Annotated in this window: 7 protein-coding genes; 6 read left to right on the forward strand and 1 reads right to left on the reverse strand. The window is 71.0% G+C overall.

Annotated elements, in window-relative coordinates; translation table 11 throughout:
* Nucleotides 1-410 precede the first annotated feature (410 nt).
* From WME97_RS16015 to WME97_RS16025, 3 genes are all read left to right on the forward strand, one after another.
* Complete coding sequence (locus WME97_RS16015; protein WP_437552778.1) at nt 411-1,319, forward strand: tetratricopeptide repeat protein; 909 nt, start codon at nt 411-413, stop codon at nt 1,317-1,319.
* A 76-nt stretch (nt 1,320-1,395) separates the two neighbouring features.
* On the forward strand, nt 1,396-12,924 hold the full coding sequence (locus tag WME97_RS16020; RefSeq protein WP_437552779.1) for a tetratricopeptide repeat protein: 11,529 nt from the start codon (nt 1,396-1,398) through the stop codon (nt 12,922-12,924).
* 267 nt (nt 12,925-13,191) lie between these two features.
* Nucleotides 13,192-14,751: a protein kinase domain-containing protein gene (locus tag WME97_RS16025; protein WP_437552780.1), complete on the forward strand. Its 1,560-nt coding sequence runs from the start codon at nt 13,192-13,194 to the stop codon at nt 14,749-14,751.
* A gap of 71 nt (nt 14,752-14,822) precedes the next feature.
* On the opposite strand, the gene WME97_RS16030 is transcribed toward WME97_RS16025, so the two are convergent.
* The gene (locus WME97_RS16030; RefSeq protein WP_437552781.1) at nt 14,823-18,713 is read right to left on the reverse strand and encodes a serine/threonine-protein kinase; all 3,891 of its coding nucleotides are present in this window, start codon (nt 18,711-18,713) and stop codon (nt 14,823-14,825) included.
* A gap of 341 nt (nt 18,714-19,054) precedes the next feature.
* Between WME97_RS16030 and WME97_RS16035 the strand changes: the two genes are divergently transcribed.
* The 3 genes from WME97_RS16035 (at nt 19,055) to WME97_RS16045 (ending at nt 23,261) form a co-directional block, all read left to right on the forward strand.
* Nucleotides 19,055-20,593: a hypothetical protein gene (locus WME97_RS16035; protein WP_437552782.1), complete on the forward strand. Its 1,539-nt coding sequence runs from the start codon at nt 19,055-19,057 to the stop codon at nt 20,591-20,593.
* Nucleotides 20,590-21,498 carry a hypothetical protein gene (locus WME97_RS16040; protein ID WP_437299949.1) on the forward strand — a complete coding sequence of 303 codons (909 nt, stop codon included), beginning with the start codon at nt 20,590-20,592 and terminating at the stop codon, nt 21,496-21,498. Before WME97_RS16035 ends, WME97_RS16040 begins: the two co-directional genes overlap by 4 nt.
* 314 nt (nt 21,499-21,812) lie before the next feature.
* Nucleotides 21,813-23,261, forward strand: a complete 1,449-nt coding sequence (locus WME97_RS16045; protein WP_437552783.1) for a hypothetical protein — start codon at nt 21,813-21,815, stop codon at nt 23,259-23,261.
* Nucleotides 23,262-23,361 lie beyond the last annotated feature (100 nt).

The raw sequence follows: 23,361 nt of genomic DNA on the forward strand, positions 1-23,361 counted from the left end.
GCGGGGCCCTGCGTGGAGGCGCTGCAGCGAGGCGCATGCGCGGGGTCTGAAGCCCTGGACTTCCGCGGTTGCCTCCGCCTATTCTCGCGTCGCCGCGCGAGGTTCAACGCGCGCCACCTCGGGACGCTTGTGACGGTGCCACACGGAGCGGGGCAGCCCGTCTCCTGGATTGCTGAAGGAGCGGCGCAGCCGGCTCCGGGATTGGGGACGGAGCGGGGCAGCCGACTCCGGGACGCTGGAAGGAGCGGCGCAGCCGTCTCCGGGACGCTGTGTGTGAAGGAGCGGCGCAGCCGACTCCGGGACGCTGTGAAGGAGCGGCGCAGCCGACTCCGGGACGTTGAAGAGGGGCGACGCGACGCCCAGGTCACTCAGAGGCCGGCGATGCCGGGGCCATTCGAAAGGTGAGCGAGATGAAGCTTGGGGCATTCTTGATGGTTGGCCTGGTCGCGGCGAGCGCGGCGGGCCTGGGCTGCAGCCGCCATCGCCAGGAGGCCGTCATCCTGGCGAATCAGGCCGACAAGGAGGTCGCCGTCAACCCCGACGGTGCGGCCAACAAGTACGAGCAGGCGACCAAGCTCGACCCGAACAACCACCGCATCTTCTTCAAGCTGGCGATGGCACACAAGAAGTCGGAGTCGTGGGACAAGGTCGCATCGACGCTGGCGCGCGCCACGCAGATCGCCCCGAAGTTCGCGAACTACTGGTTCGAACGAGGCTGGGCGCTCGAGCAGCAAGCGAAGAAGAAGACGATCTCGTACGAAGAGGCCAAAGAGCCCTATCAGAAGTGTATCGAGAACGACCCCAACTTCGCGGATTGCTACTCCCAGCTCGGGAACGTCTACCTCTGGACGGACGACGAGCAGAAGGCGCTCGAGAACCTCACCAAGGCGATCGAGCACAATCCGAACGAAATCCGCTACTACGCGGCGCTCGCCGACCTGTACACCCGTCTCGGGTACACGAAGGAGGCTGAGCAGGTGCTCAAGGAGGCGAAGTCGTTCGCGAAGCCGGGGGACAAGTACCTCTTCGGCGTCCACAGCCTGCTCGCGTCGGTCTACCAGGACCGCGGGTCCACGGCGGAGATGGTGTCCGAGCTCGAGGCCGCCAAGGCGGTGGCGCCCACGGATGGTCCCGAGTCGGTGCAGATTCTCTGGAGTCTCGGGAGCACCTACGCGACCCTGGATCCGCCGCGCAAGCAGGAGGCAATCCAGATGCTCAAGGGGTTCACCACGCGCGCCTGCAAAGGTTCGAAGGCGGCGAGCTTCAAGACCGAGTGCGAGACGGCGAACACGCTCGTCGCGCGGCTCGGCGGTCAATAGCCGTGATGCCGCGCGCGGCACGGGGCACCTAAGCGTTTCAATTCGTTCGAAGGTCGGGGCCGAGGGTCGATAATCAATGGATCTTGCGCAGCGTCTCAATCATCTCGAGTCGGTTCATGACTGGCAAGGGCTCGTCGAGGAGCTCGAGAAGGGGATTGCGGCCGAAGGGGACGCGACCCGGAAGGCGGCATATCACCTGAAGCTCGGGCGGCTGCTCGAGGAGAAGTTCCTTCAGGCCGTCAAGGCGCTGAAGCACTTCCAGGACGCCTACAAGCTGAATCCAGCGCTGTTAGAGGCGCTGGAGTCGGCTCGTTCCATCTACTGGGACCTCGGCAAGACCAACATGGTCCAGAAGCTCCTGGAGCTCGAGCTGAGGAACGCCCCCGAGGGGACCGCGGCCGCCGAGCTCCGCGTGGAGCTCGGCGACGTGCTCTGCGACGCGGGCGATTTCGAGCGCGCGACGGAGATGTACGCGAAGGGCCTCGCCGCGTCCGGCGGGACGAGCGAGGAGGCGCGGGCCTGCCTCTTCGACATGCAGGTCGATCAGTCGTCGTGGTCGGCGCGCATGGCGGAGCTGGTGGACGCGGCCGATGCGGCCGCGAGCACCGACGAGCGCAAGCGGCTGCTGCTCCGCGCGGCGCGCCTCGCGAAGCGCTTCGATCGCGGTCAGCTCGAGGACCTGCTCCGGAGGGCGTACGAGACCGCGCCTTCCGACAAGCAGGCCGCGGCGATGTTCGAGGGGCTCCTCGTCGAGGCGGAGCGGCCGCAGGCGATCGTGGAGACGCAGCGCCGGATCCTCGACGCGCGCGCCGGCGTGGCGCGCGGAGAGGCGGCGTTCAAGTTCGGCGTCCGATGGGCCACGCGGCACCAGAACGTCGAGATCGGATCGAAGCTCCTCGAGGAATCGCTCCGGTTCGATCCCTCGAACGAGGCAGCGTTCGCCTACCTGCGCGAGCTCTGGGGGACGAAGGAGGGCAACTGGGAGCGCGTCGCGTCGCTGGCGGAGAGCGCTGCCAACCAGAACGGCAGCTCCCCGTACATGATCGCGCAGGCGGGCGGCGTCGCCTGGCGCCAGCTCGGCAACCTGATCCGGGCCAGGAGCTGGTTCGAGAAGCTCTCGGCGGTCGCCCCGACGCACCCGAGCGTGAGCGCGTTCGAAGCGCAGATCGGCGAGCGCCTCACGGCCGCGCCTGTCGCGCCGTCCGCGCCTCCGCCGGCCGCGGCCGCGCCTGCGCCCGTCGTCGTCGCGCCCGCGCCTGTTGTGGTCGCGCCCGCGCCCGTTGTCGTCGCGCCGGCCGCGCCTGCGGACGCCACGCCGCTTCCCGCGAGCGCGCCTGCGCCCGTCAGCGCGCCAGCCCCGGTGAGCACGCCGGCCCCGCTCAGCGCGCCGGCCCCGGTGAGCGGCAGGGCGAGCGCGCCCGCGAGCGCTCCTGTGTCGGCCTCGTCGGTGGACGAGCGCGACGCGAGGTCCTCGGTGGCTGACATCGAGCCGCCGCCCCCTGCGCGGGCTCCTGCCGAGAGCAGGCCTGCGGATTCGGAGGTCGGCCGGCGGCCGACAGCGCCGCCGCCTCCGGCCGCGGAGGCCGCGGGCCGCGTCGAAGAGCTCAAGGCCAAGGCCCAGAAGCAGGAGCAGGCCAAGCGGTACAACGAGTACGTCAAGACGCTGATCGAGATCGCCGAGGCGGTCTCGGATCCCGCCGAGAAGATCGACAACTACGCGAAGGCGGCGGAGCTCTACTCGGGCAAGTTCTCGAACGCGGCCGAGGCGGTGAAGTGCTACGAGTCGATCCTCGCGATCGACGGCGAGCACGCTCAGGCGATCGACTTCCTCCGCCAGAGCTACGAGAAGCGGCGCGACTGGGAGAAGCTCATCGGGCTGCTCCGCCGCGAGGCCGCGGCGCTCCCGGAGGGCGGCGAGCGCGCCGCGAAGTACCTCGAGATCGCGAAGCTCGCGTCGGAGCGGGTGAAGAAGGTCGACTTCTGCATCGAGCTCTGGGACGAGGTCCTCGCGAACGACCCGGAGAACCCCGAGGCGCTCAACGCGCTGGCCGGGCTCTACGAGAAGAACAAGGACTACCAGGCGTTCGCGAGGGTGCTGCAGAAGCAGGTCGACACGACCTTCGACAGCACCCAGAAGCTCGCGCTCCTCAGCAAGCTCGCGCAGCTCTACGGCGAGCGCCTCAAGGACGACGAGGCGGCCGTCAAGGCCTGGCAAGAGGTGATCGCGCTGAACCCCCAGGACCGCAAGGCCCAGGAGGCGCTCAAGAAGGCGTACCTCCAGCTGCAGCGCTGGGACGACCTCGAGGTGTTCTACGCCGAGAGCGGCAAGTGGGACGAGTTCATCCGCGTCCTCGAGTCGCAGGAGGCCAAGGAGACCGACGACGCGGCCAAGATCAGCCTGCTGGTCAAGATCGCCGAGCTCTGGATGGTCCAGAAGCAGAAGGCGGATCGCGCGGCGCGCGCCTACGAGAAGGTGCTCTCGATCGATGGCTCGCACCTCGCCGCGGCCGAGGCGCTCATCCCGATCTACACGCAGGCGAACAACCCGAAGGGGCTCGCCGGCGCCATCGAGGTGAAGCTCTCGCACGACCAGGACGACGTCTCCCGGCTCGACCTCTACCGGCAGGTCGCGGCGCTCTACGAGACGCGCCTCAAGGAGCCGCAGCGGGCGTTCGAGCGTTACCTCTCGGCCTTCCAGATCGCCCCGCAGGACGAGCAGTGCATCGATGACGTCGAGCGCGCCGCGCGCTCGACCGAGGGGTGGGACGCCCTGATCCAGGCCTACTCGTCGGCGATCTCGCGCGCGGAGAGCGAGGGGGACATCGCGCTCGGGGTCGATCTCCGGCTCCGGCTCGGGCGGGTGCTGCTCGACGAGGTGAAGCGCATCGACGAGGCGCTCTCGCAGTTCCGCGCGGTGTACGAGGCGGACGGCGAGAACCAGGCCGCGATCGGCGCGCTGGAGCGGCTCTACCGCGAGACGGGCCGGTTCGGCGAGCTGCTCGGCATCTACGAGAAGAAGCTCGGCATCGTCACCGAGCCGGAGGAGCGCAAGCAGATCCTCTATGCGATCGCGGAGCTCTACGAAGGGGAGCTGCGCGACGCGGCGCAGGCGATCGGGACATACCGCCAGGTGCTCGACGACGAGCCGACGGACCCGCAGGCGCTCGCGGCGCTCGACAAGCTCTACCGCGAGCAGCAGGACTGGGAGTCCTACGTCGACGTGCTCCGCAAGCGGATCGACTCTCCTCTCGACGAGCAGGCGCTCATCGACCTCAAGTTCCGGCTCGGGAGCACCCTCGAGAAGCACCTGAACGATGCGGCTGGAGCGCTCGAGAACTACAAGGAAATCCTGATCCTCGATCCGGGCAACGACGCCGCGCGCCTCGCGCTCGAGGCGCTGCTCTCGAACGAGTCCCTGCGGGCCGAGGCGGCGGCCATCCTGCAGGAGATCTACGAGGGGCGCGGCGACTGGGAGAAGCTGATCCAGGCGCTCGAGATCCTCGCCGCGGCCGAGGGCGACACCGCGACGCGCGTGGCGCTGCTCCGGAAGGTGGCGCGGACGGCGGCCGAGAGCCTGAGCGACCTGGGCCGCGCGTTCGACGCGCAGTCGCGGGCGCTCAAGGACGACCCGTCGCACGCCGAGACGCGGGCGGAGCTCGAGTCGCTCGCCGCGCAGGCGGGCGCCTGGGACAAGCTCGACGTCATCTTCAGCGAGATCGCCGATTCGCTGAGCGACGCGCGGCTGAGCCGCGAGTACTGGATGCGCCTCGCGAGCATCCACGAGCGGCTCGGCAAGGTCGAGGAGGCGGCGAACGGCTACCTCCGCGTGCTCTCGATCGATCCGGCCGACTCGGAGGCGCTGGAGGCGATGGACGAGCTCTACCGGCGCACCGAGCGCTGGGGCGACCTCATCGGCGTCTACCGGCGCCGCATCGAGCTCGTGCACCAGCCGACCGAGCGCGAGGGCCTCTATGCCCAGATGGCCGAGGTCTACGAGCAGCGGCTCGGGCAGCCGGAGGAGGCGATCGCCGCGTACCGCGAGGTCCTCTCCATCGACAACACGAGCCTGGTGGCGCTGACGGCGCTCGACGGGCTCTTCAGCCGCCAGGGCATGTGGGAAGAGCTGGCGGACAACCTCGAGGCGCAGCTCGGCATCGCGGTCGAGGAGGAGGCGCAGATCCGGCTGATGCTCCGGCTCGCCGCGCTGCGGGAGTCGCGGATGCGGCTCGTCGACTCGGCGATCGACATCTACCGGCAGGTGCTCGAGCGCGAGCCGACCAACGTCGAGGCGCTCGGGGCGCTGGAGCGCCTCGGGAAGGTCGCCGAGCACGAGCTCGCGATCGCGGAGATCCTCGAGCCGCTGTACCGCCAGTCGGGCGACTTCCAGAAGCTCATCGGGGTGCACGAGGTGCAGGTGCGGCGCAGCGATGACGTGACCCGTCGCGTCGAGCTGCTCCACCAGATCGCCGTGCTCTACGAGGACGCGGGCAGCGACCTCAGCTCGGCCTTCGACACCTACGCGCGGGCGCTGAGCCAGGATCCGGCCTCGGAGTCGACGCAGGAGGGGCTCGACCGGCTCGCGCGCGCGACCGGTCGCTTCGCCGACCTGGCGCGCGTGTTCGAGACGCTGGCTGCGCAGCAGACGGACGCGGAGCTCGCGAGCTCGCTCTACACGATGAGCGCGCGGATCTACGAGGGAGACCTCGGCGACATGGACAGCGCCGTCGGGCACTACCGGCGCGTGCTCGAGATCGATCCGCGCAACCTGCACGCCGCCGAGTCGCTCGAGCGGCTGTTCAGGACCTCGGAGCGCTACAACGAGCTGTCGCAGATCCTCCAGCAGAAGGCGGACATCCTCGACGACCTGACCGAGAAGAAGCTCGCCCTCTTCCAGGCCGCGAGCCTCGAGGAGGAGGTGCTCGAGCGGCACGATCAGGCCATCGCCGTCTACGGCAAGGTGCTCGAGCTCGACGCCGAGGATCTGCGGGCGATCGACGCGCTGACGAAGCTCTACCTCAGCCTCTCACGCTGGCAGGAGCTCCTCTCGGTCTACGCGAAGAAGGCCGATCTCGTCCTCGATTCGAACGAGAAGAAGCGCATCTACTACCAGATCGGCGCGGTGTACGAGCGCGAGCTCGGCAACGTCGCGAGCGCGATCGACACGTACCAGCGCGTGCTCGAGATCGATCCGGACGATCTCCAGGCGCTCGGGCGGCTCGACGTGCTCTACCAGACGTCGCAGAACTGGCTCGAGCTGCTCAGCGTGCTCCAGCACGAGGCGGAGATCACCGCGGACCCGGCGGAGGGCATCAGCTACCAGTACCGGATCGCGGAGCTCTACGAGAAGCACCTCGACGACGTGTCCCGGGCGATCGAGCTCTACCGCGATCTCCTGCAGCAGATGCCCGATCACGAGCCGACGCTGAGGGCGCTCGAGCAGATCAAGGACGGCAGCCGCGAGCCGCTCGGCGCCGCGCTGGTGCTCGAGCCGATCTACGACGCGTCCGGCGAGTGGCAGAAGCTGATCAGCGTGCTCGAGGTCCGGGTCAAGGTGGCCGAGGACCCGTACGAGAAGGTGGATCTGCTCCACCGCATCGCGCGCCTGTCGGAGGAGATGCTGAGCGACCACGTCACCGCGTTCGAGACGTACGCGCGGGCGGTGACGTGCGACATCGGCAACGAGGAGTCGCTCTCGAACCTGGAGCGGCTCGCGATGATGGTGAACCGCTGGCCGCAGGTCGCCGCGCTGTACGACGCGGAGCTCGGCCGGCTCGGCGAGGAGCCGGCGCGCTTCGTGGAGCTCGGGCTGCGGCTCGCGCAGATCTTCGAGACGCAGCTCGACGACATCGACAGCGCCGTCGCGCGCTACCGGCGCGTGCTCGAGGTCGAGCCGGAGAACCAGACCGCGATCGCGTCGCTCGATCGCCTGTTCACCGCGACCGAGCGGTGGGGCGATCTCGTCACCATCCTGTCGCGCGAGTCGGAGATCGCGCAGTCGCCGGACGAGATCCTCGAGTTCAAGTACCGGCTCGGCGTGGTCTATCAAACGCGTCTCAACGACCTGCCCGCGGCCATCGGGGCGTACCGCGAGGTGCTCACGGCGGCGCCCGAGCACTCGCCGACGCTCGAGGCCCTCGAGGGGCTCTTCGCGGCCGGGATCAAGCAGATCGAGATCGGCGCCATCCTGGAGCCGCTCTACCAGGCGGCGGCGGAGTGGGAGAAGCTCGGCGGGGTGCTCGAGGCGGAGCTCACCCACCTCACCGAGGCGCAGGAGCGGCAGGCGATGTACTACCGGCTGGGGGAGCTCCAGGAGGAGCGCCTCATCTCGCCGGACGGGGCCCTCGCCGTCTTCATGCGGGCGTTGAAGGAGTACCCGGGCGACGAGAAGACGCTCGAGGAGGTCGAGCGGCTCGCCGGCTCGGTCGACGGCGGCTGGGAGATGCTCGCCAACGCGTACGCCGACGTGCTGGGCATCCACAGCGACAAGGACGTCCAGACCGGCATCGGCAAGCGGCTCGCGCGGGTCTTCGAGACCGACCTCAGCGACGTCGCCAAGGCCGAGGAGACGTACCGGTACGTGCTCGGCATCGAGCCGCTCGAGGCCGAGGCGCTCTCGAACCTCGATCGGATCTACACGCAGCTCGAGCAGTACCCGGAGCTCGCGAGCGTGCTCGAGCAGCGGGTGCGCGCGACCGAGGATCGCCCGGAGCTCGTCGACCTGTACCTCCGGCTCGGGCAGACGTACGAGGAGCGGCTCGGTCAGCTCGACGACGCCATCCGCGCGTTCCGGCGCATCTTCGACGAGCTCGAGACGACGAACGAGCAGGCGATCAGCGCCCTCGAGCGCATCTACACGGCCAAGGGCGCCTGGACCCAGCTCAAGGTCGTGCTGGAGCGGGAGCTCGAGAACGCGATGGGCGACAGCCAGGAGGCCGACATCCGCGCCAAGATGGCGCACCTGCTCGCCGATCGGCTGAACGACGTCCAGGGCGCGGTCGAGACCTGGAAGCGCGTCCTCGACCTCCGGGGCGAGGACCCGGAGGCGCTCGGGGCGCTGTCCAACCTCTACGAGCGCGTGGGGCAGTGGTCCGAGCTCTGCGACGTCCTCGAGCGGCATTACGACATCGCGATCGACGACGAGTCGCGCGTCGCGGTGCTGCTCCGCCGCGCCAAGCTGTTCCACGAGCAGCTCGGCCGCGACGACTCGTCGCTCGACGACTACCAGCGCGTCCTCGACATCGACTACGCGAACCTCGAGGCGCTCTACGCCATCGCGGCGATCTGGCGGCTGCGCAACGAGCCCGAGCAGATCGTGAGCTCGCTCCACCAGACGGTGGATCGGGCGCGGGACGTGCTGCCGGCCGAGAACGTGATCGCGCTGTACCGCGAGCTCGGGACGACCTACCAGCACGTCCTCGGGCAGGCGTACGACGCCATCGACGCCTGGAGGAAGCTGCTCGAGGTCGACCCCAAGGACTTCGAGGCGATGGCCGCCCTGGAGAACCTGCTCCGGGCCGAGGGGCGCTGGGTCGAGGTCATCGACGTGAAGATGGGCCGGGCGGCGGCCTACGAGTCGCCGGCGGACAAGGTGCGCGAGTACCTCGAGGTGGCGCAGATCTGGGAGCACCAGGTCGAGGAGAGGGACCGGGGCACGCTCGCGTACGAGAAGGTCCTGGAGCTCGAGCCGACGCACGACCAGGCCTTCGCGGCGCTCGAGCAGCTCCACGACGCGGCCCGGCGGAGCGAGCCGCTCATCGAGCTCTACCTCGCGCGGCTCGACTCGCGCGAGGAGGTCTCCGACAAGACCGACATCCTCCGCAAGGTGGCCCGGGTCTTCGAGGAGCAGCTCGAGGACAAGCCGCAGGCCTTCGACGCGCTGCTCACGGCGTTCGAGATGGACTTCTCCGACATGGACACGGTCCGCTACCTCGAGCGCATGGCGCAGGCGACGAACCGCTGGCCGGAGCTCGTGCAGACGGTGAACGGGTGGCTGCAGCAGCAGACGGCCCCGCTCCAGAAGATCACGCTCTGCCTGCGCCTCGCCAAGTGGTACGCGGAGGACCTCGGCCACCCCGAGTACGCCCAGCCGTACTACCAGCAGATCCTCGCGCACGACCCGAACAACGTCGCCGTGCTGCGCCAGATGGCGAACTTCTTCAAGAAGACCGGCCAGTGGCAGCAGCAGGGGCAGATGCTGACGAGCGCCCTCAACGTCGCGGTGACCGACGTCGATCGGAAGGAGGTCCTGACCGAGCTCGGCGAGGTCCTCGAGCGGCACATGGGCGAGGTCGAGCAGGGGCTGAGCTTCTACCGGCGCGCCCTCGACGTGGATCCGCTGCACCTCCCGGCCCTCGAGGCGCTGGAGCGGATCTACACGGATCGCGATCAGTCGAACGATCTCGTCGACGTCCTGCTCCGCAAGGCGCGGGCCGTGAACGAGTCCGACGTCGTCGCGGCCGTGAAGCTGCGGACCGCCGGCCTCTACGAGTCCAAGCTCGGGCTGATCGAGAAGGCCGGCGCGGTCTACCGCGAGGTGCTGGACATCGACGCCTCGAACCTCCTCGCGATGCGGGGGCTCGAGCGCGTCTACACGGCGACGCACCAGTGGCCCGATCTCGTGCGCGTCCTCGAGATGCAGCTCGACGTGGTCACCACGGAGCGCGAGCGCATCGACGTGCTGATGAAGATCGCGACCCTCCAGGAGGAGCAGTTCCTGAAGCCCGATCTGTCGGCCGCGCGCCTCGAGCAGGTGGTCGAGATCGACCCGAGCCACGAGCCCGCGCTCGAGGCCCTGGAGCGCTGCTATCGCCGGCTCCGCCAGTGGCACGATCTCATCAACACCTACGATCGCCACATCAACGCGGCGGAGGATCGGCAGAAGAAGATCGAGCTCTGGTCCCACACGGCCAAGGTCTACGCAGAGGAGATCGAGGACCTCGACCGCGCGATCGACGCGTACCTGAACATCGTCGAGATCCAGGACACGCACATCCCGGCCCTGGAGGCGCTGGCGAAGCTCTACGAGAAGCAGGACAACTCGTCGAAGGCCATCGAGTACATGACGCGCGTCGCCGACCTGACGGCCGACGGCAAGCAGCGCGTCGAGATGTACTTCCGGATCGGCAGGCAGCTCGACGAGAAGCTCGGCGAGCGGGTCCTGGCGCAGGAGCGCTTCGAGATGGCGCTCGATCTCGAGCCGTCGCACGTGCCGACGCTGGCGGCGCTGCGGGTGATCGCGATCGACGCGGCCGACTGGGACCGGGCGGCGCGTTACCTCGATCAGGAGCAGATGAACACCGACGCGCCCCGCGCCAAGGCGCGGTTGCTCGTCGAGCTCGGCAAGCTCCGGGACGACATGCTCGGCGAGCACGCGCTCGCGGTGCAGGCGTACGAGATGGCGCTCCAGAGCGATCCCGACAACGAGGACGCCGCGATGCCGCTCCTGGGTGAGTACGTCTCCACGGAGCGGTGGGCCCAGGCCGAGCCGCTCGCGGAGATGCTCGTCAGGAAGAGCGGCAAGCGCGACAGGTCAGAGCAGCACCGGCTGCAGCGGACCTTCGGGCGGGTCCTCGAGCGGCTCGGCAAGGACGACGCCTCGCTCAAGGCGTACACGGCCGCGCACAACCTCGATCTGGCCGATCAGGAGACGATCCGGGGCCTGGCGGACGTCAGCTTCAAGCTCGGCGACTGGGCGAGCGCGCTGACGAACTACCAGAAGGTGCTCACCAGCCTCGACGAGGCCGAGACCGAGGAGCGCGCGACCGTCTACTACAAGCTCGGCTGCATCAAGCAGGCGCAGGGGCAGTCGAAGCAGGCGGTCAACAACTTCGAGAAGGCGCTCGGGGCCGAGCCCGCGCACCGGCCGACGCTCGAGGCGATGGTCGCCGTCTACGACGCGCTCAAGGACTGGAAGCAGGTCTGCCACTACAAGCGGCTGATCCTCGACAACATCATGGACGGCCCCGAGCGGTTCAGGATGTTGAACGACATCGGCGACATCTGGGTCGACAAGGAGAACAACATCCCGAAGGGCGTGGAGGCCCTGGAGGAGGCGCTCGAGCTGGAGCCGCAGAACCACGTGCTGCTCCACAAGCTGCTCCAGCTCTACCAGCGCACGGGGCAGTGGGAGCGGATGGTGGACTGCCTCCAGCGCATCGCGGAGCTGGAGCCGCAGCCGGATCGGAAGAGCCGTTACCTCTACACGATGGCGCAGATCTACCGCGACAAGCTGGACGACCCGGCGCGCGCGGTGGAGCTGTTCAACGACACGCTCGATCTGAACCCGCACTCCCTCGAGGCCTTCGAGCGCATCAACAAGATCCTCACGGCGCAGAAGGAGTGGAAGCAGCTCGAGCGGGCGTACCGCAAGATGCTGCACAGGGTCGCCGGCAAGGGGAACACGGACCTCGAGTACAGCCTCTGGCACGCGCTCGGGCTCATCTACCGTGATCGGCTCGGCGACAGGACGGCCGCCCTCGAGACGTTCCGCATGGCGTCGCGGCTCAAGCCCGAGGACGCGACGGAGCACCTGATCCTCGCGGAGCTCTACGAGCAGTCGGAGCAGTTCGATCTGGCGACCGGCGAGTTCCAGGCGATGGTCAAGATCGATCCGATGAAGATCGACCCCTACAAGCGGCTCTACCGCCTGTACGTGGACAGCAAGCGCTACGACCAGGCCTGGTGCGTCGCGGCGGCGCTGTCGTTCCTCCGCAAGGCCGATCCCGACGAGCAGCAGTACTTCGAGGACTACCGCCCGCAGGGGCTCATCCAGGCGAAGAGCCGGCTCGACAACGAGCAGTGGATCAGGAACCTGTTCCACGAGGAGGAGAACCTCTACGTCGGCAAGATCTTCGAGATGATCGCGGGGGCCGCGCTCAGGGCGAAGATCGAGACGCTCAAGCAGCGCCGTGAGCTGCCGGTCCTCGATCAGCGCTTCCTGCAGGATCCGGCGACCTCGACGGTGACGTTCGCCCGGACCTTCGGGTGGGCGGCCAACGTCCTCGGCCTGCCGGCGCCGCGGCTCTACGTGCGGAGCGACGTGCCCGGCGCGCTCGTCGCTGTGGCGAACGAGCAGCCGGCGTCCGTCGCAGGGCAGACCGTGCTGACCGGGTTCTCGCCGCAGGAGCTCACGTTCATCGTCGGCAAGCACCTCGCGATGTACCGCGGCGAGCACTACATCAAGACGCTGTTCCCGACGGTCACCGAGCTGACGGTGCTCCTCTTCGCCGGGATCAAGCTCGTCGCGCCCGACACGTCGGTCCCGCCGGACATCGAGAAGCAGATCACGGCGACCGCGCAGACGCTCCGCGGGTTCATGCAGCCGATGCAGCTCGAGGGGCTCCGCATGGTGGTCAAGAAGTTCCTTGCGGAGGGCGCGAAGGCCAACATCAAGCGGTGGGTGCAGTGCGTCGACATCACCGCGGCGCGCACCGGCCTGCTCCTCTCGGGCGATCTCGAGATCGCGAAGAAGATCATCGCCGCCGAGCCGCAGCAGCCCGGGGATCTCCCGCCCCAGGACAGGCTCAAGGAGCTGATCGTCTTCTCGACAAGCGATCAGTATTTCGCGCTGCGTCAGGCGCTCGGGATCGCCATCGGCGAGGGGTGATCCCGCGCGGCAGCAGGGCCTAAGTAGCGGAATTCACCTCATTAACCGGAGCACCCGGGGCACTCGGGGGAGCGCGCGTGCGCTCCTCGCCCCGGGGCTCCGCTGTGCCGGAGGGATGCACATCTCCATGAGTCTGCTTGACGAGTCAGCAATCCTTACGAACGATCAGGTGCTGTGACCTCGTCATCGATGATCGTCCGGCTCCCCGTGCAGTCCGCCAGAGGCTTCGGGAGATACAGGCTGATCGCAAAGCTTGGGCAGGGAGGGATGGCCGAGGTCTTCCTCGCTGCGCATCGCGGCCCGCTCGGGTTCGAGAAGCTGGTCGTGATCAAGCGGCTCAAGCCGGGGATCGCGACCGAGCCCGAGGTCAACGCGATGTTCCTCGACGAGGCGAGGCTCGCGGCGCGGCTGAACCACCCGAACGTCGTGCAGACGTACGAGTGCGGCCAGATCGACGACCAGTACTACATCGTGATGGAGTACCTGGAAGGGCACTCCCTCGATCGGATCTGCAGGAAGATCGACCCGTCGCGTCACCGCGCGGTCTACCTGGCGATCCTCGCCGACGCGCTCGCCGGGCTTCACTACGCGCACGACCTCATGGATTTCAACGGCCAGCCGCTCCATGTGGTCCACCGCGACATCAGCCCGCACAACATCTTCGTCACCTACGACGGGCAGGCGAAGGTCGTCGATTTCGGGATCGCGAAGTGGGCGACGCGCGACGCGGACACCAGCACCGGCGTCGTGAAGGGGAAGATCCGGTACATGGCGCCGGAGCAGGCCCTCGCGACGATGGTCGACCGCCGCGCGGACATCTTCTCGATGGGCCTCATCTTCTGGGAGCTCGTCGTGGGCGAGCGCTTCTGGGGAGATCTCTCCGACGTGCAGATCCTCCAGCGGCTCACGTTCGGCGAGATCCCGAAGCTGCGCGAGCGGTGGCCCGCGGCGCCTGACGCCCTCGATCGGATCTGCTCGCGCGCGCTCGCGATGGCGCCCGAGGAGCGGTACGCGACGGCGGCCCAGATGCGTGACGACGTCGAGGCGTACCTGGCGACGATGGGCCGCCGCCCCTCGTCGGCCGAGATCGGCCGCCTCATCGGTGAGACCTTCGCGCACCGCCGTGCCGAGGTGAGGTCCGCGATCAGCGACCAGCTGGGGCGGCTCCACGCCGGCGCGGCCGAGGGCGGGGAGGAGTTCGAGATCCTGCCTGTGCTCGAGGAGCGCGGCGCCGTGCCGTGGTCTCAGCGCATGCCGCTCTCGCAGATGTCGCAGCAGTTCTCCGCGCCGGTGGGGGACCAGATGCTGGGCGACGATCCGTCGCGCGAGGACAGCATCTCGAACCGCCAGACGATCCCCACGATCATGGTCGCCAACACCAAGTCGACCCGGCGAAAGGCGCTCTGGAGCGCGGGGATCGCCGTGCTCTCGGTGCTGCTGATCGGCGGCGCGTGGGCGGTCCTCGCGCTCCGCACCCCGAGGACCCCGCCGGAGAGCGATGTTCCTCCGGAGGCCAGGGGGGGCGAGGCCACGACCCCTTCTCCTCCGACCTACGCGCCCCCGGTCGCCAACCTCGTCGAGCTCCGGATCATCGCCACGCCGCTGGACGCGAAGATCTACCTCGACGACGTGGAGCTCCCCAGCAACCCGTTCTTCGCGAGGTTCAGCCGGGATGGCACCGGGCACCGCATCCGGGTCACCGCCGACGGGTACACCCCGGAGGCGCGCTTCGTGGTGTTCACGCGCGACGAGGTGCTGACCATCAACCTCCGCCCGGTGCCGTCGACGTCCCCCAAGGCAGGCGGCGGAACCGCGCCTCGGAAGTGACCGGCAGGGCCGCGGGCTCGGCGTGACCGCCGGAGGCCGCGCGAGAGGGCGCCGGAGCGCCGCGCCGGGCGTTACGGCCGGCCGCTCAGCATCACCTCGAGCTCCGGCGGCACGCAGCCGTAGGCCTCGGCGGCCGCGAGCAGCGCCGAGTTCTGCGGCAGGTTGAGCAGGAACGAGCTGGCGTAGGGCGTCCCCTCGAGGCCCTTCAGCCGACGCAGGAGCGGGGGCATTGCCCGCTCCATCGCGGCCCGCGCGCCCTCCAGATCGCCCATGTCCACGCAGGCGTCGTGGAGCGCGAGGTAGATCGGCGCCTCGTTGAGCAGGCTCGGCGCGCCCGCCTCGACGAGGGCCGCCGCCTCCCGCGCGATCTCGCGGGCCTGCTCGGCGTCGCCGAAGCGGCGCTCCGCCTCGGCGCAGAACCCGAGCGCCACGGGCAGGACGTCGCGGTTGTCCGTGACGCGGTACGCGTCGGTGGCCTTCTTCAGCAGCGAGCGCGCCCGCGCCAGGCCCGACGACTCGAGGCGTAAGAGCTCGCAGCCCCGGTAGAACAGGATGCCGAGCGTCACGCGGTCGCGCACGACCCACATGCTCCCCGCGGCCTCGTCCGCGCTCGCGCGCGGCTCCGCGAGCACGGCGTCGAGCCGGGGCTCGGGGCCGAACGTCGCCGCCCAGCAGAGCAGGATCATCTGCCCGTGCCGCGCCGCCCCGGAGCTGCCGATCGCCTGCGCCCTGGCGATGCCGCCCTCGATCTCCTGGAGCGCCTCTTCCCGGGCGCCGATGGTCGTCAGCGCGAAGCCGACGTTCATCGTCAGCATCGCCTCGCGCTCCTGCAGCCCGGCGCGGCGCGCGGCCCGCGCGGCGTTCCGGCGCGCCCCCAGCGCGGCGGCCGGCTCGCCGCGGGTCTGGTGGGCGACCGCGCGCGTCTGCCAGGCGTCGACCGCCGCCCAGACGAGGTTCCGCCGCGCCGCGAGGTCGAGCAGGTGCGCGGCCTCCTGCTCGGCCATCGCCAGCTGCCCGGCGAACGCGTGGACCTGCGCCAGCGTCGCCGAGCACTGCGCCTCCTCCTCGACGAGATCGATCGACCGGGCGCGGTCGCGCAGCGCCGTCAGCCGCTCCTCCAGGTCGATCCCCGAGCCGCACGCGTGGTCGTAGCGCGCGCGGGCCGTCAGCGTGCGCAGCTCGCTCGCCTCGTCGAAGACGTTCTCCCACATCGCCCGGATCGCCGAGTCGCGCTCGGGCGAGCGCGCGTCGAGCCGCGAGTAAGCCTCCTCGAGGAGGACCGCGCGCGCGAACGCCGTCGGCTTGTCCGGGGAGAACACGAGCGCGCGATCGGCCATCGTGACCGCGTCGCGGAGCGAGTTCGTCGCCAGGGCGCGCCGCGCGGCGGCCTCCCAGCGGATCGCGGCCTCCTCGTGCTCGCCGCCGAGGTCGAAGTGCTGCGCCACCGTCGCGCTGTCCTCGCCGAGCCGATCGAGCCAGCGCGCCGCCGCGGCGTGCAGCCGCTGGCGCAGCTCGTCGCCGACGGAGGCGTACGCGACGTCGCGGACGAGCGCGTGCTTGAACAGGAACTCGCGCGCGGCAGGGAAGCGCGACGCGGGCTGCGCGACGAGGAGCTCCGCGGCGATGAGCTTCTTCAGCGCCGTCGCGGGCTCCGCCACCCCGACCTCGGCGAGGCCCACGTCCCACACCGACAGGCCGAAGACGCTCATTCGCACCACCGCCTCCCGGGTGGGCTCGTCGAGCGCGTCGAGGCTCACCTGGATGGCCGCCTCGATGGTGGGCGCCGTGGCGGCGTCCTTGCCTGAGGCGATGACCCGCGCGAGCTCCTCGGCGAAGAGCGGCGAGCCGGCCGCCTGCTGCGCGACGCGGTCGAGCGTCGCGTCCTCGAACGGCCGCGCGGCCGCGGCAGCGCTGAAGACGGCCCGCGCGATCTCGCGCGTGGCCCGGCGCGCGATGGGGCGCAGCTCCACGCGCACGTGGTCGCGGCCGGCGAAGCGCTGGCCCTGGTCGCGCCAGAACGCGGGGCGCACCATGAGCAGGATGAACAGCGCCCTCCCGGTCGCCCGCCCGAGGAGGTGATCGAGCCACGCGACGCTCTCCGGGTCGGCCCACTGCGCGTCCTCGACGAGCAGCGCGCACGGCTCGCTCGACGCCGCGTCGACGGCGATGTCGGTCATCGAGAGGTAGAGCGCGTCGCGCGCGCCGCGCAGGTCGACGCCGTCGGGGAACGGCTGGTTCGCCAGCAGGCGGGCGAGGAGCCCGCCGTCGCCGTGGAGCGGCCGCCGCGCGCGCACCGCGTCCTCGGCCTGCTCCAGCGACGCGCCCTTCGGCAGGCCCATGAGGACCCGCAGCGCGTCCGTGGCGACGCCGAGCGCCTGCGCGCGGCCGAACGACTCGCAGCGCAGCTGGATGAGCCGCGGCGGATCCGGTCGATCCACGATGCGGGCGACGAACTCGCGCGCGAGCCGGCTCTTGCCGATCCCCGGCGGCCCCGAGATGCTCATCACGACCGGCGTCCCGTCCTCCACGCAGCGCTCGAACGCCGCGACGGTCGTGATGAGCTCGGCGTCCCGCCCCACGAACGGCGTCTGCGCGTCGGGCCGCTTCGGCGCGCGCGAGAGCACCCGCACGGCGCCGCTCTCCAGGGGCTCGCCCATGAAGCGCCCGCGGGACAGCTCCACCGTTGTGGCGTCGGCGAGGACCCTGCCGAGGCCCGCCTCGCGCGCGAGCGCGACCGCGCGGTCGACGACCTCGCCGGCCGCGCGCGTCCTGTCGACGCGCATGCGGCCGGAGGCGACGCCGACGCGGCCGCCGCGGCCGCCGAGCGCGAGCCCGAGCTCGAGGGCGCGCGACGCCTCGTCGCCGTGGGCCTGCCGCACGCCGAGGTGGGCGGCGATCGAGTCCGTGCCGAGCGGCAGCGCGTCGGCCCCGCGGCGGCGCAGCGCCTCGAGCTCCCGCTGGCGCTCCTCGCCGGTCGCCACGTGCAGCGCCACGATCGTGGTCACGAGCCGCGTGCCCATCGCGCCCGGCGGGTTGTCGCTCACGCGCAGCGGCGACGGGGTGGGCAGGTACGGCTCCTCGGCGAGCGCCGCGAGCCTGTCCGCCACCTCGTGCGCCGAGCTCGGCCGGAGCTCCCGGTCGGCGAGCAGGAGCGCGTGGATCAGGTCGTCGAGCGCCGGCGGCACGTCGAGCAGGAACTCCGAGAGGCGCGGCGCGGGCGTCGTCGCCAGGCGGACGAGGGTCGCGATCGAGGTCGGCCCCATGTGCGGGGGCCGGCCGGCGACCAGCTCGAACAGCGTCGCGCCGAGCGAGTAGAGGTCGCTGCGCGCGTCCACGGTCGCGTCGCCGCGCGCCTGCTCCGGCGAGATGTACGCCGGCGTGCCGACGAGGCCGCCCGCGTCCGTCGTGAGCACGAGCTCCTTCGACGCCGCGACGCCGAAGTCCACGAGCTTGGTGCGGAGCGGGGCGTCCGGCGAGCCGCGCAGGAGGAGGATGTTCGAAGGCTTGATGTCGCGGTGGACGACGCCCGCGGCGTGCGCGGCCGCGAGCGCGCTCGCGACCTGCCGCCCGACCTCGATCCCCTCGCGCAGCGAGAGCGGGGAGCGCTTCTGGCGCGCCGCCAGGTCCTCGCCGTCGAGCCACTCCATCGCGATGAAGGTCGCGCCCTCCTCGATCCGCCGCCCCTCCGCGTCGACAGCGCTCGCCTCGAGCGTCCCGAACGCAACGACCCTCACGATCCCCGGGTGATCGAGCTCGGAGAGGACCTGCCCCTCGCGGGAGAGCCGGGCCTGGCCCTCGGCGTCGACGCCGACCGCCGTGATGATCTTCAGCGCGACGTACCGCTCTGTCTGCACGTCGAAGGCGCGGTGCACGGTGCCGATCCCGCCGCGGCCGACCTCGTGCTCGATGTGGAACCGGCCTGCGACGAGCGGCCGTGCGGACTCGATGCGCGCGGAGCTCATGCGCTGGCCGACGTGGTCCGTAGGATAGGGGCGCCGGGGGGGCTCCGGCGCAGCGGAGAGGCGATCTCATGGCGCCGGGCCGCGTGGGCCTGCGGTGTTCCGACAGGGCGCATTCGCGAAAGAGACTACGCCGTCGCTCATGGCAGTTCCAGTGTCGCGGTCACGGGAACCCGGCAGCGTCGCGGACGCGGCGAGCCGGCCGGAGACGTCGTCGACCGCGCAGCGCGCGCGGCGGGCCTCCCTTGACGGATCCGGCGGCTCCTCCTACGGTCGTCGGCTCCGCTGCTCCTTCAACGTTACGTTCACCGTCACGTTACGTTCGAGCGGCGGGAGCCATTTCGATGCTCGATCGCGTCGCCGTTCACCAGACCCGGCTGCGCACGCCCGGCCTCGGGCTCGACGCCAAGGGGGTCGCGCTCGGCGCCAAGGGGCTCGTCCTCCTGCCGTCGATCGATCGGCTCGTCGCCTTCCTGGCGCTCTACACGCGGCAGGGCTCGCTCGCGGACATCCTCCGCTCGCTCGTCGTCGAGGTCGTGCGATCGAAGCTGGGGGCGCGGGAGGTCACCCTCCTGTTCGCGGCCGAGAGCAGCGATCGGCTCGACCGTGTCGCCGAGATCGCGCGGCTCGCGGGCGGCTACAGCTTCACCGGCACGAGCCGGCACTTCGTCCAGTACCGCGACGCGGCCGCGCCGTTCGGGTACGACGTCCCGCAGATCCTGCCCAGCGACGCGGCGCTCTCGCTCTATCACAACGCCTTCTCGCAGACGTACGAGGTCGAGCGGCGCGTGGACGTGCGCACGCTGCTGCTCCGGCTCGAGCCGCACCTCGATCCGTCCGCCGGGCAGGACCCGGGCCCGCGCTGGCTGCTCGCGGAGTCGGGGCTCGGCCCGGCGCTGATCCGCTACTTCTCCCGGAGCAGCGTCGAGGCCGAGGTTGGCCTGTGCGAGTGGCCGCCGGAGTCGAGCTTCGATGACGCCCCGGTGCTCCGGTACCTCTTCCGCGTGCCGGCCATCCCTGCCCGGATGGTCCCGCTGCTCACGAGCACGCCGGGGCTCGGGTATTTCGTCCCGGTCGCGCCGGGCGCGGCGGTGGAGGTGGGGTTCCGGCACCCGGTCAACCTCCGCGCCTGCCCGGTGTTCGGCGAGGCGGGCCTCGTGCTCTTCCGGGGCGGGGGCCGCGAGGCGCTGGAGATCGCGAAGCTTCCGGCGATGGGTGACGTCGCGGCGTTCGCCCGGGTGGAGCTCGGCCGCGAGCCCGTCGCGGCGAAGGTGGCGGCGGAGGGCGACGCGCAGCGCCCGGCGTCGGTCGTGCTCTCGCTCCGCCTCGTCCCGAGCTCCGAGCCGTGGCGGTCGGTCACGGCGTCGTGGATCCGGCCGCAGGAGATGCCGCTCCTGCGGCACGTCGCCTATGCGCTCGGCCCCGAGACCCTGCGCCGCGCCCGCATCGCCTTCACCGCGGCAGGCGCGTTCCTCCGGCACCCCACGGGCATCGAGGGGATCCCGGTCGGCGAGTTCTTCCGGGAGGTCCATCCGGGCCTCTACATCCCTGCCGGGTACGACGCGGTCCCTGCGGTCGCGCCCGGCGTGCTGTTCCGCGCGCTGGGCGCCCCCGCCGGGCAGGCGCTGTTCATCGGGCGCGACGGGGGGGCGATCGGCGTGCCGGAGGAGGCGTTCGTCCCCCTCGAGACGGCGCTGCTCGAGGCCCAGCAATGGTCGGCGGTGGCCGTGTCGTCCGCGGGCCTCACGGCGGCGCTGGCCACCGAGCTGCCCGAGGTCGTGCTCGGCGGCGTCGGCATCCGGCCGTTGCGCGACCTCGCCCCGTCCGAGCCGCTGGCCGAGCCGAGGGCGCTGCCGCCGGGCCCTGGCCGGACGCCCCAATGACCCAGCCTGAAGCGATCGCCGAGCGCCTCTCCGAGCTCCAGGCGAACGTGCTCGCGCCGCTCGTCCTCGGCGGTCCGCTGCGCCTGGTGCGCCCCTTCGGCGTCCGGCTCGCGCTCCTCCTCGGCGACGGCGCGCCGGCGATCGATCGCGACCTCGGCTCGCGCATCGATCTGGTCCGCGTCCGCGTCGCCCGCCTCATCGCCCCGATCGACGTGCTCCCGGAGCTCGGCGCGGCCGAGTGGGCGCTCCTGGCCGCGCTGAACGACCTGCTCCAGCTCACGAACCACGAGCTCGCCGGCGTGCTCACGCGCAGCCGCTATCCCCGCCTGCTCGCGAGCGTGCGCGACCTCTGCGAGCTCGTGCCCGCGCCGGCGGACGTCGGGTCCGCGCTCTCGCGGCACGCGACGTTCGCGCGGGTGCTCGACTGCTTTCGCACGGACGCGCTCGTCGCCTGGTGGACGGGCCGCGCGAGCTTCCGCGGCCAGCGCCCGCCCCCGCGGCTGCTCCGGTGGCGGCAGCTGCGCGGCGTCCAGGTCGAGACCCGGCGCGTCGGCCTCGCGGACATGGGCCACGGCGTGCCGGGGCTCGCCCCGCCGGACTTCGCCGAGGCGCTCTCCCTCTGGATGACGCGCACGCCGCTCACGGATCTCGCGACCGCCGCGCGGAAGGACCCGCCGTTCGCGTGGTCGGCCTCGACGCTCGCGGTCGTCGCCACGCCTCCTGGCCGGAGCCTCGCGTACCGCGTCCTCGTGCGCCAGCCCCACGACCTCGCCGTTGCGGCGCTCGCCCGCGCCGCCCGGGAAGTCCCGCCGCGGTTCGGCCAGGCCCGGGCGCTCGCCGAGTCGTTCGCCAGCGAGGTCGCCGCCGGCATCAAGCTGCTCGACGAGCGCTCTGCGGCCGGCTGACCCGCGCCTCGCCACGCGCCCGTCCTGTCATCTCCACGCACCGTGCGCGGCTTTGCTCGGTTCAAACGGGGCGTGGTACGCTCCGTCCTCCTTGGAGAGGCGCGCTGTCCTCGCGCCCGCGCCTTCGACATCACCTCACGGGCATGGCCCTGGGAGCGACGAACCGTTTGAACCGGCAAGACGCTGAGACTTCCGACAAGTTGCTTGCTTCTCCCTGGCGCGCGCGGCGGCGCGGCTCCTGTCTCGATGCGTTGCCGCGCGGCGGGCGCTCCTGCGCGCGTCTTGCGGGCGTTGCGTTCGCGCTCGCGCTCGCGGTGAGCCCGGGCCTCGCGTTCGCGCAGGCGGAGGCGCTGCTCGACGAGGGCAAGAGCCTGATGAAGAAGGGCAAGGTCGCGGAGGCCTGCCCGAAGCTCGAGGAGAGCTACAGGCTGAGCCCGAGGTCGGCGACGCTCCTCGCGCTGGCGATGTGCCACGAGAAGCAGGGCAAGGTCGCGACGGCGTGGTCCGAGTACATCGATCTCGGCGCAGCGGCCCGCAAGGAGGGCAACAAGCGCCTGGAGGCCGACGCGAAGGCGAGGGGAGCGAAGCTGGAGCTGTCGCTCCCGCGGCTGACGCTGAGCGTGCCGCGGGCGGCCGCGATCGAGGGGCTCGAGGTGACGCTGGATGGGGCGCCGGTCGACGGCGCGCTCTGGGGTCAGGCAAGGCCGATCGATCCTGGCCAGCACAAGGTGAGCGCGAGCGCCCCTGGCAGAAAGCCGTGGGAGAAGTCGGTCACGATCAAGCGGGGCGAGCGGAAGACCGTCGCGGTGCCGGCGCTCGCCAAGGACGCATCGGCCGCTGCGCAGCCTGCGCCCGCGGCGGAAGCGCCCGCGCCGGCGGCGCCGGAGAAGGGGAGCGCGGGGGCCGGGGATGGCGCAGCGGAGCCGGGGAAGGGCGCTGCGGGGGCCGGGAGGGGCGCCGCGGCGCCTGAGAAGGGCGCGGTTGCTGCGGCGCCAGGGAAGGGCGCTGCGGGGCCGGGGAAGGCTGCTGCGGGGCCGGAGACCGATGCGCCGCCTGCGGCACCTCCTGCAGCCGAGGAGCAGGAGCCGAGCTCCGGATCCTCGCCGAGGCACACAGGGAGCTTCGTGATCCAGGCCGGGGTGGCCGGCGGCGCGTTGATCGGCCTGATGGACTCCGGCAGCTTCGGCGATCTGAGCGCGTACTCGTACAGCTACAACATCCCGGAGGGGGAGCTCATCGCGCCCTGCGACGATGAGGTCTGCCATGCCAGCTTCGATCCGGCGATCGGGCCGTTTGCCGGCGGGGAGGCGTTCATCGGGGTTGCGCTCTCCGAGGATCTGCACCTTGGCGCGCGTGTGCTGGGCGGCTACCGGTTCGGCGGCGGCTATCTCGCTGTCGGCGGCCCCTCCGTCTCGATGCGCCTCGGGCGTCTCTGGCTCGGCCTTTCGGGGCTCGTGGGCCCGGTGGCGCAGCAGGCGAAGGTCACCGGGATCAAGGGGGAAATCCCCTCCGAGGTGGTCCATCTCAACTACGGTCGGAGCGAGGTCGCGGTGAACGCGCGCGAGGGCAGCCTCCCTGAGAGCGCGCTCGTTGAGACGCTCGCGTTCGGCGGGAGCGTCGACGTGTCCCTGGTGCTCGCGGACCTTCCGAGCGCGGGCTGGACGTCGGGCGCGCTCCTGCTGAGCGTCTCGCCGACGATCATGAAGGGCCTCGACGGCTGGGTGTTCGCGGCGCCGGCGAGCCTCGGTTACCGCTTCTACTGAGCGGCCTCGCGACCCATCGCGCTCTCTTGCCGGGCGCCCGGGTGAGGGCACCGTGTTGGGGCCGGCGTGAGGCGCGTGCGCTTTCACCTCTGAAGAGCCC

Origin of the sequence: Sorangium sp. So ce367 (assembly GCF_051520455.1) — a bacterium.
Lineage (GTDB): Bacteria > Myxococcota_A > Polyangia > Polyangiales > Polyangiaceae > Sorangium > Sorangium cellulosum_B.

Coding starts and splice junctions, on each gene's coding strand:
- WME97_RS16015 (WP_437552778.1), top strand. CDS start 411: ATGAAGCTTGGGGCATTCTTGATGGTTGGCCTGGTCGCGGCGAGCGCG.
- WME97_RS16020 (WP_437552779.1), top strand. CDS start 1,396: ATGGATCTTGCGCAGCGTCTCAATCATCTCGAGTCGGTTCATGACTGG.
- WME97_RS16025 (WP_437552780.1), top strand. CDS start 13,192: ATGGCCGAGGTCTTCCTCGCTGCGCATCGCGGCCCGCTCGGGTTCGAG.
- WME97_RS16030 (WP_437552781.1), bottom strand. CDS start 18,713: ATGAGCTCCGCGCGCATCGAGTCCGCACGGCCGCTCGTCGCAGGCCGG.
- WME97_RS16035 (WP_437552782.1), top strand. CDS start 19,055: ATGCTCGATCGCGTCGCCGTTCACCAGACCCGGCTGCGCACGCCCGGC.
- WME97_RS16040 (WP_437299949.1), top strand. CDS start 20,590: ATGACCCAGCCTGAAGCGATCGCCGAGCGCCTCTCCGAGCTCCAGGCG.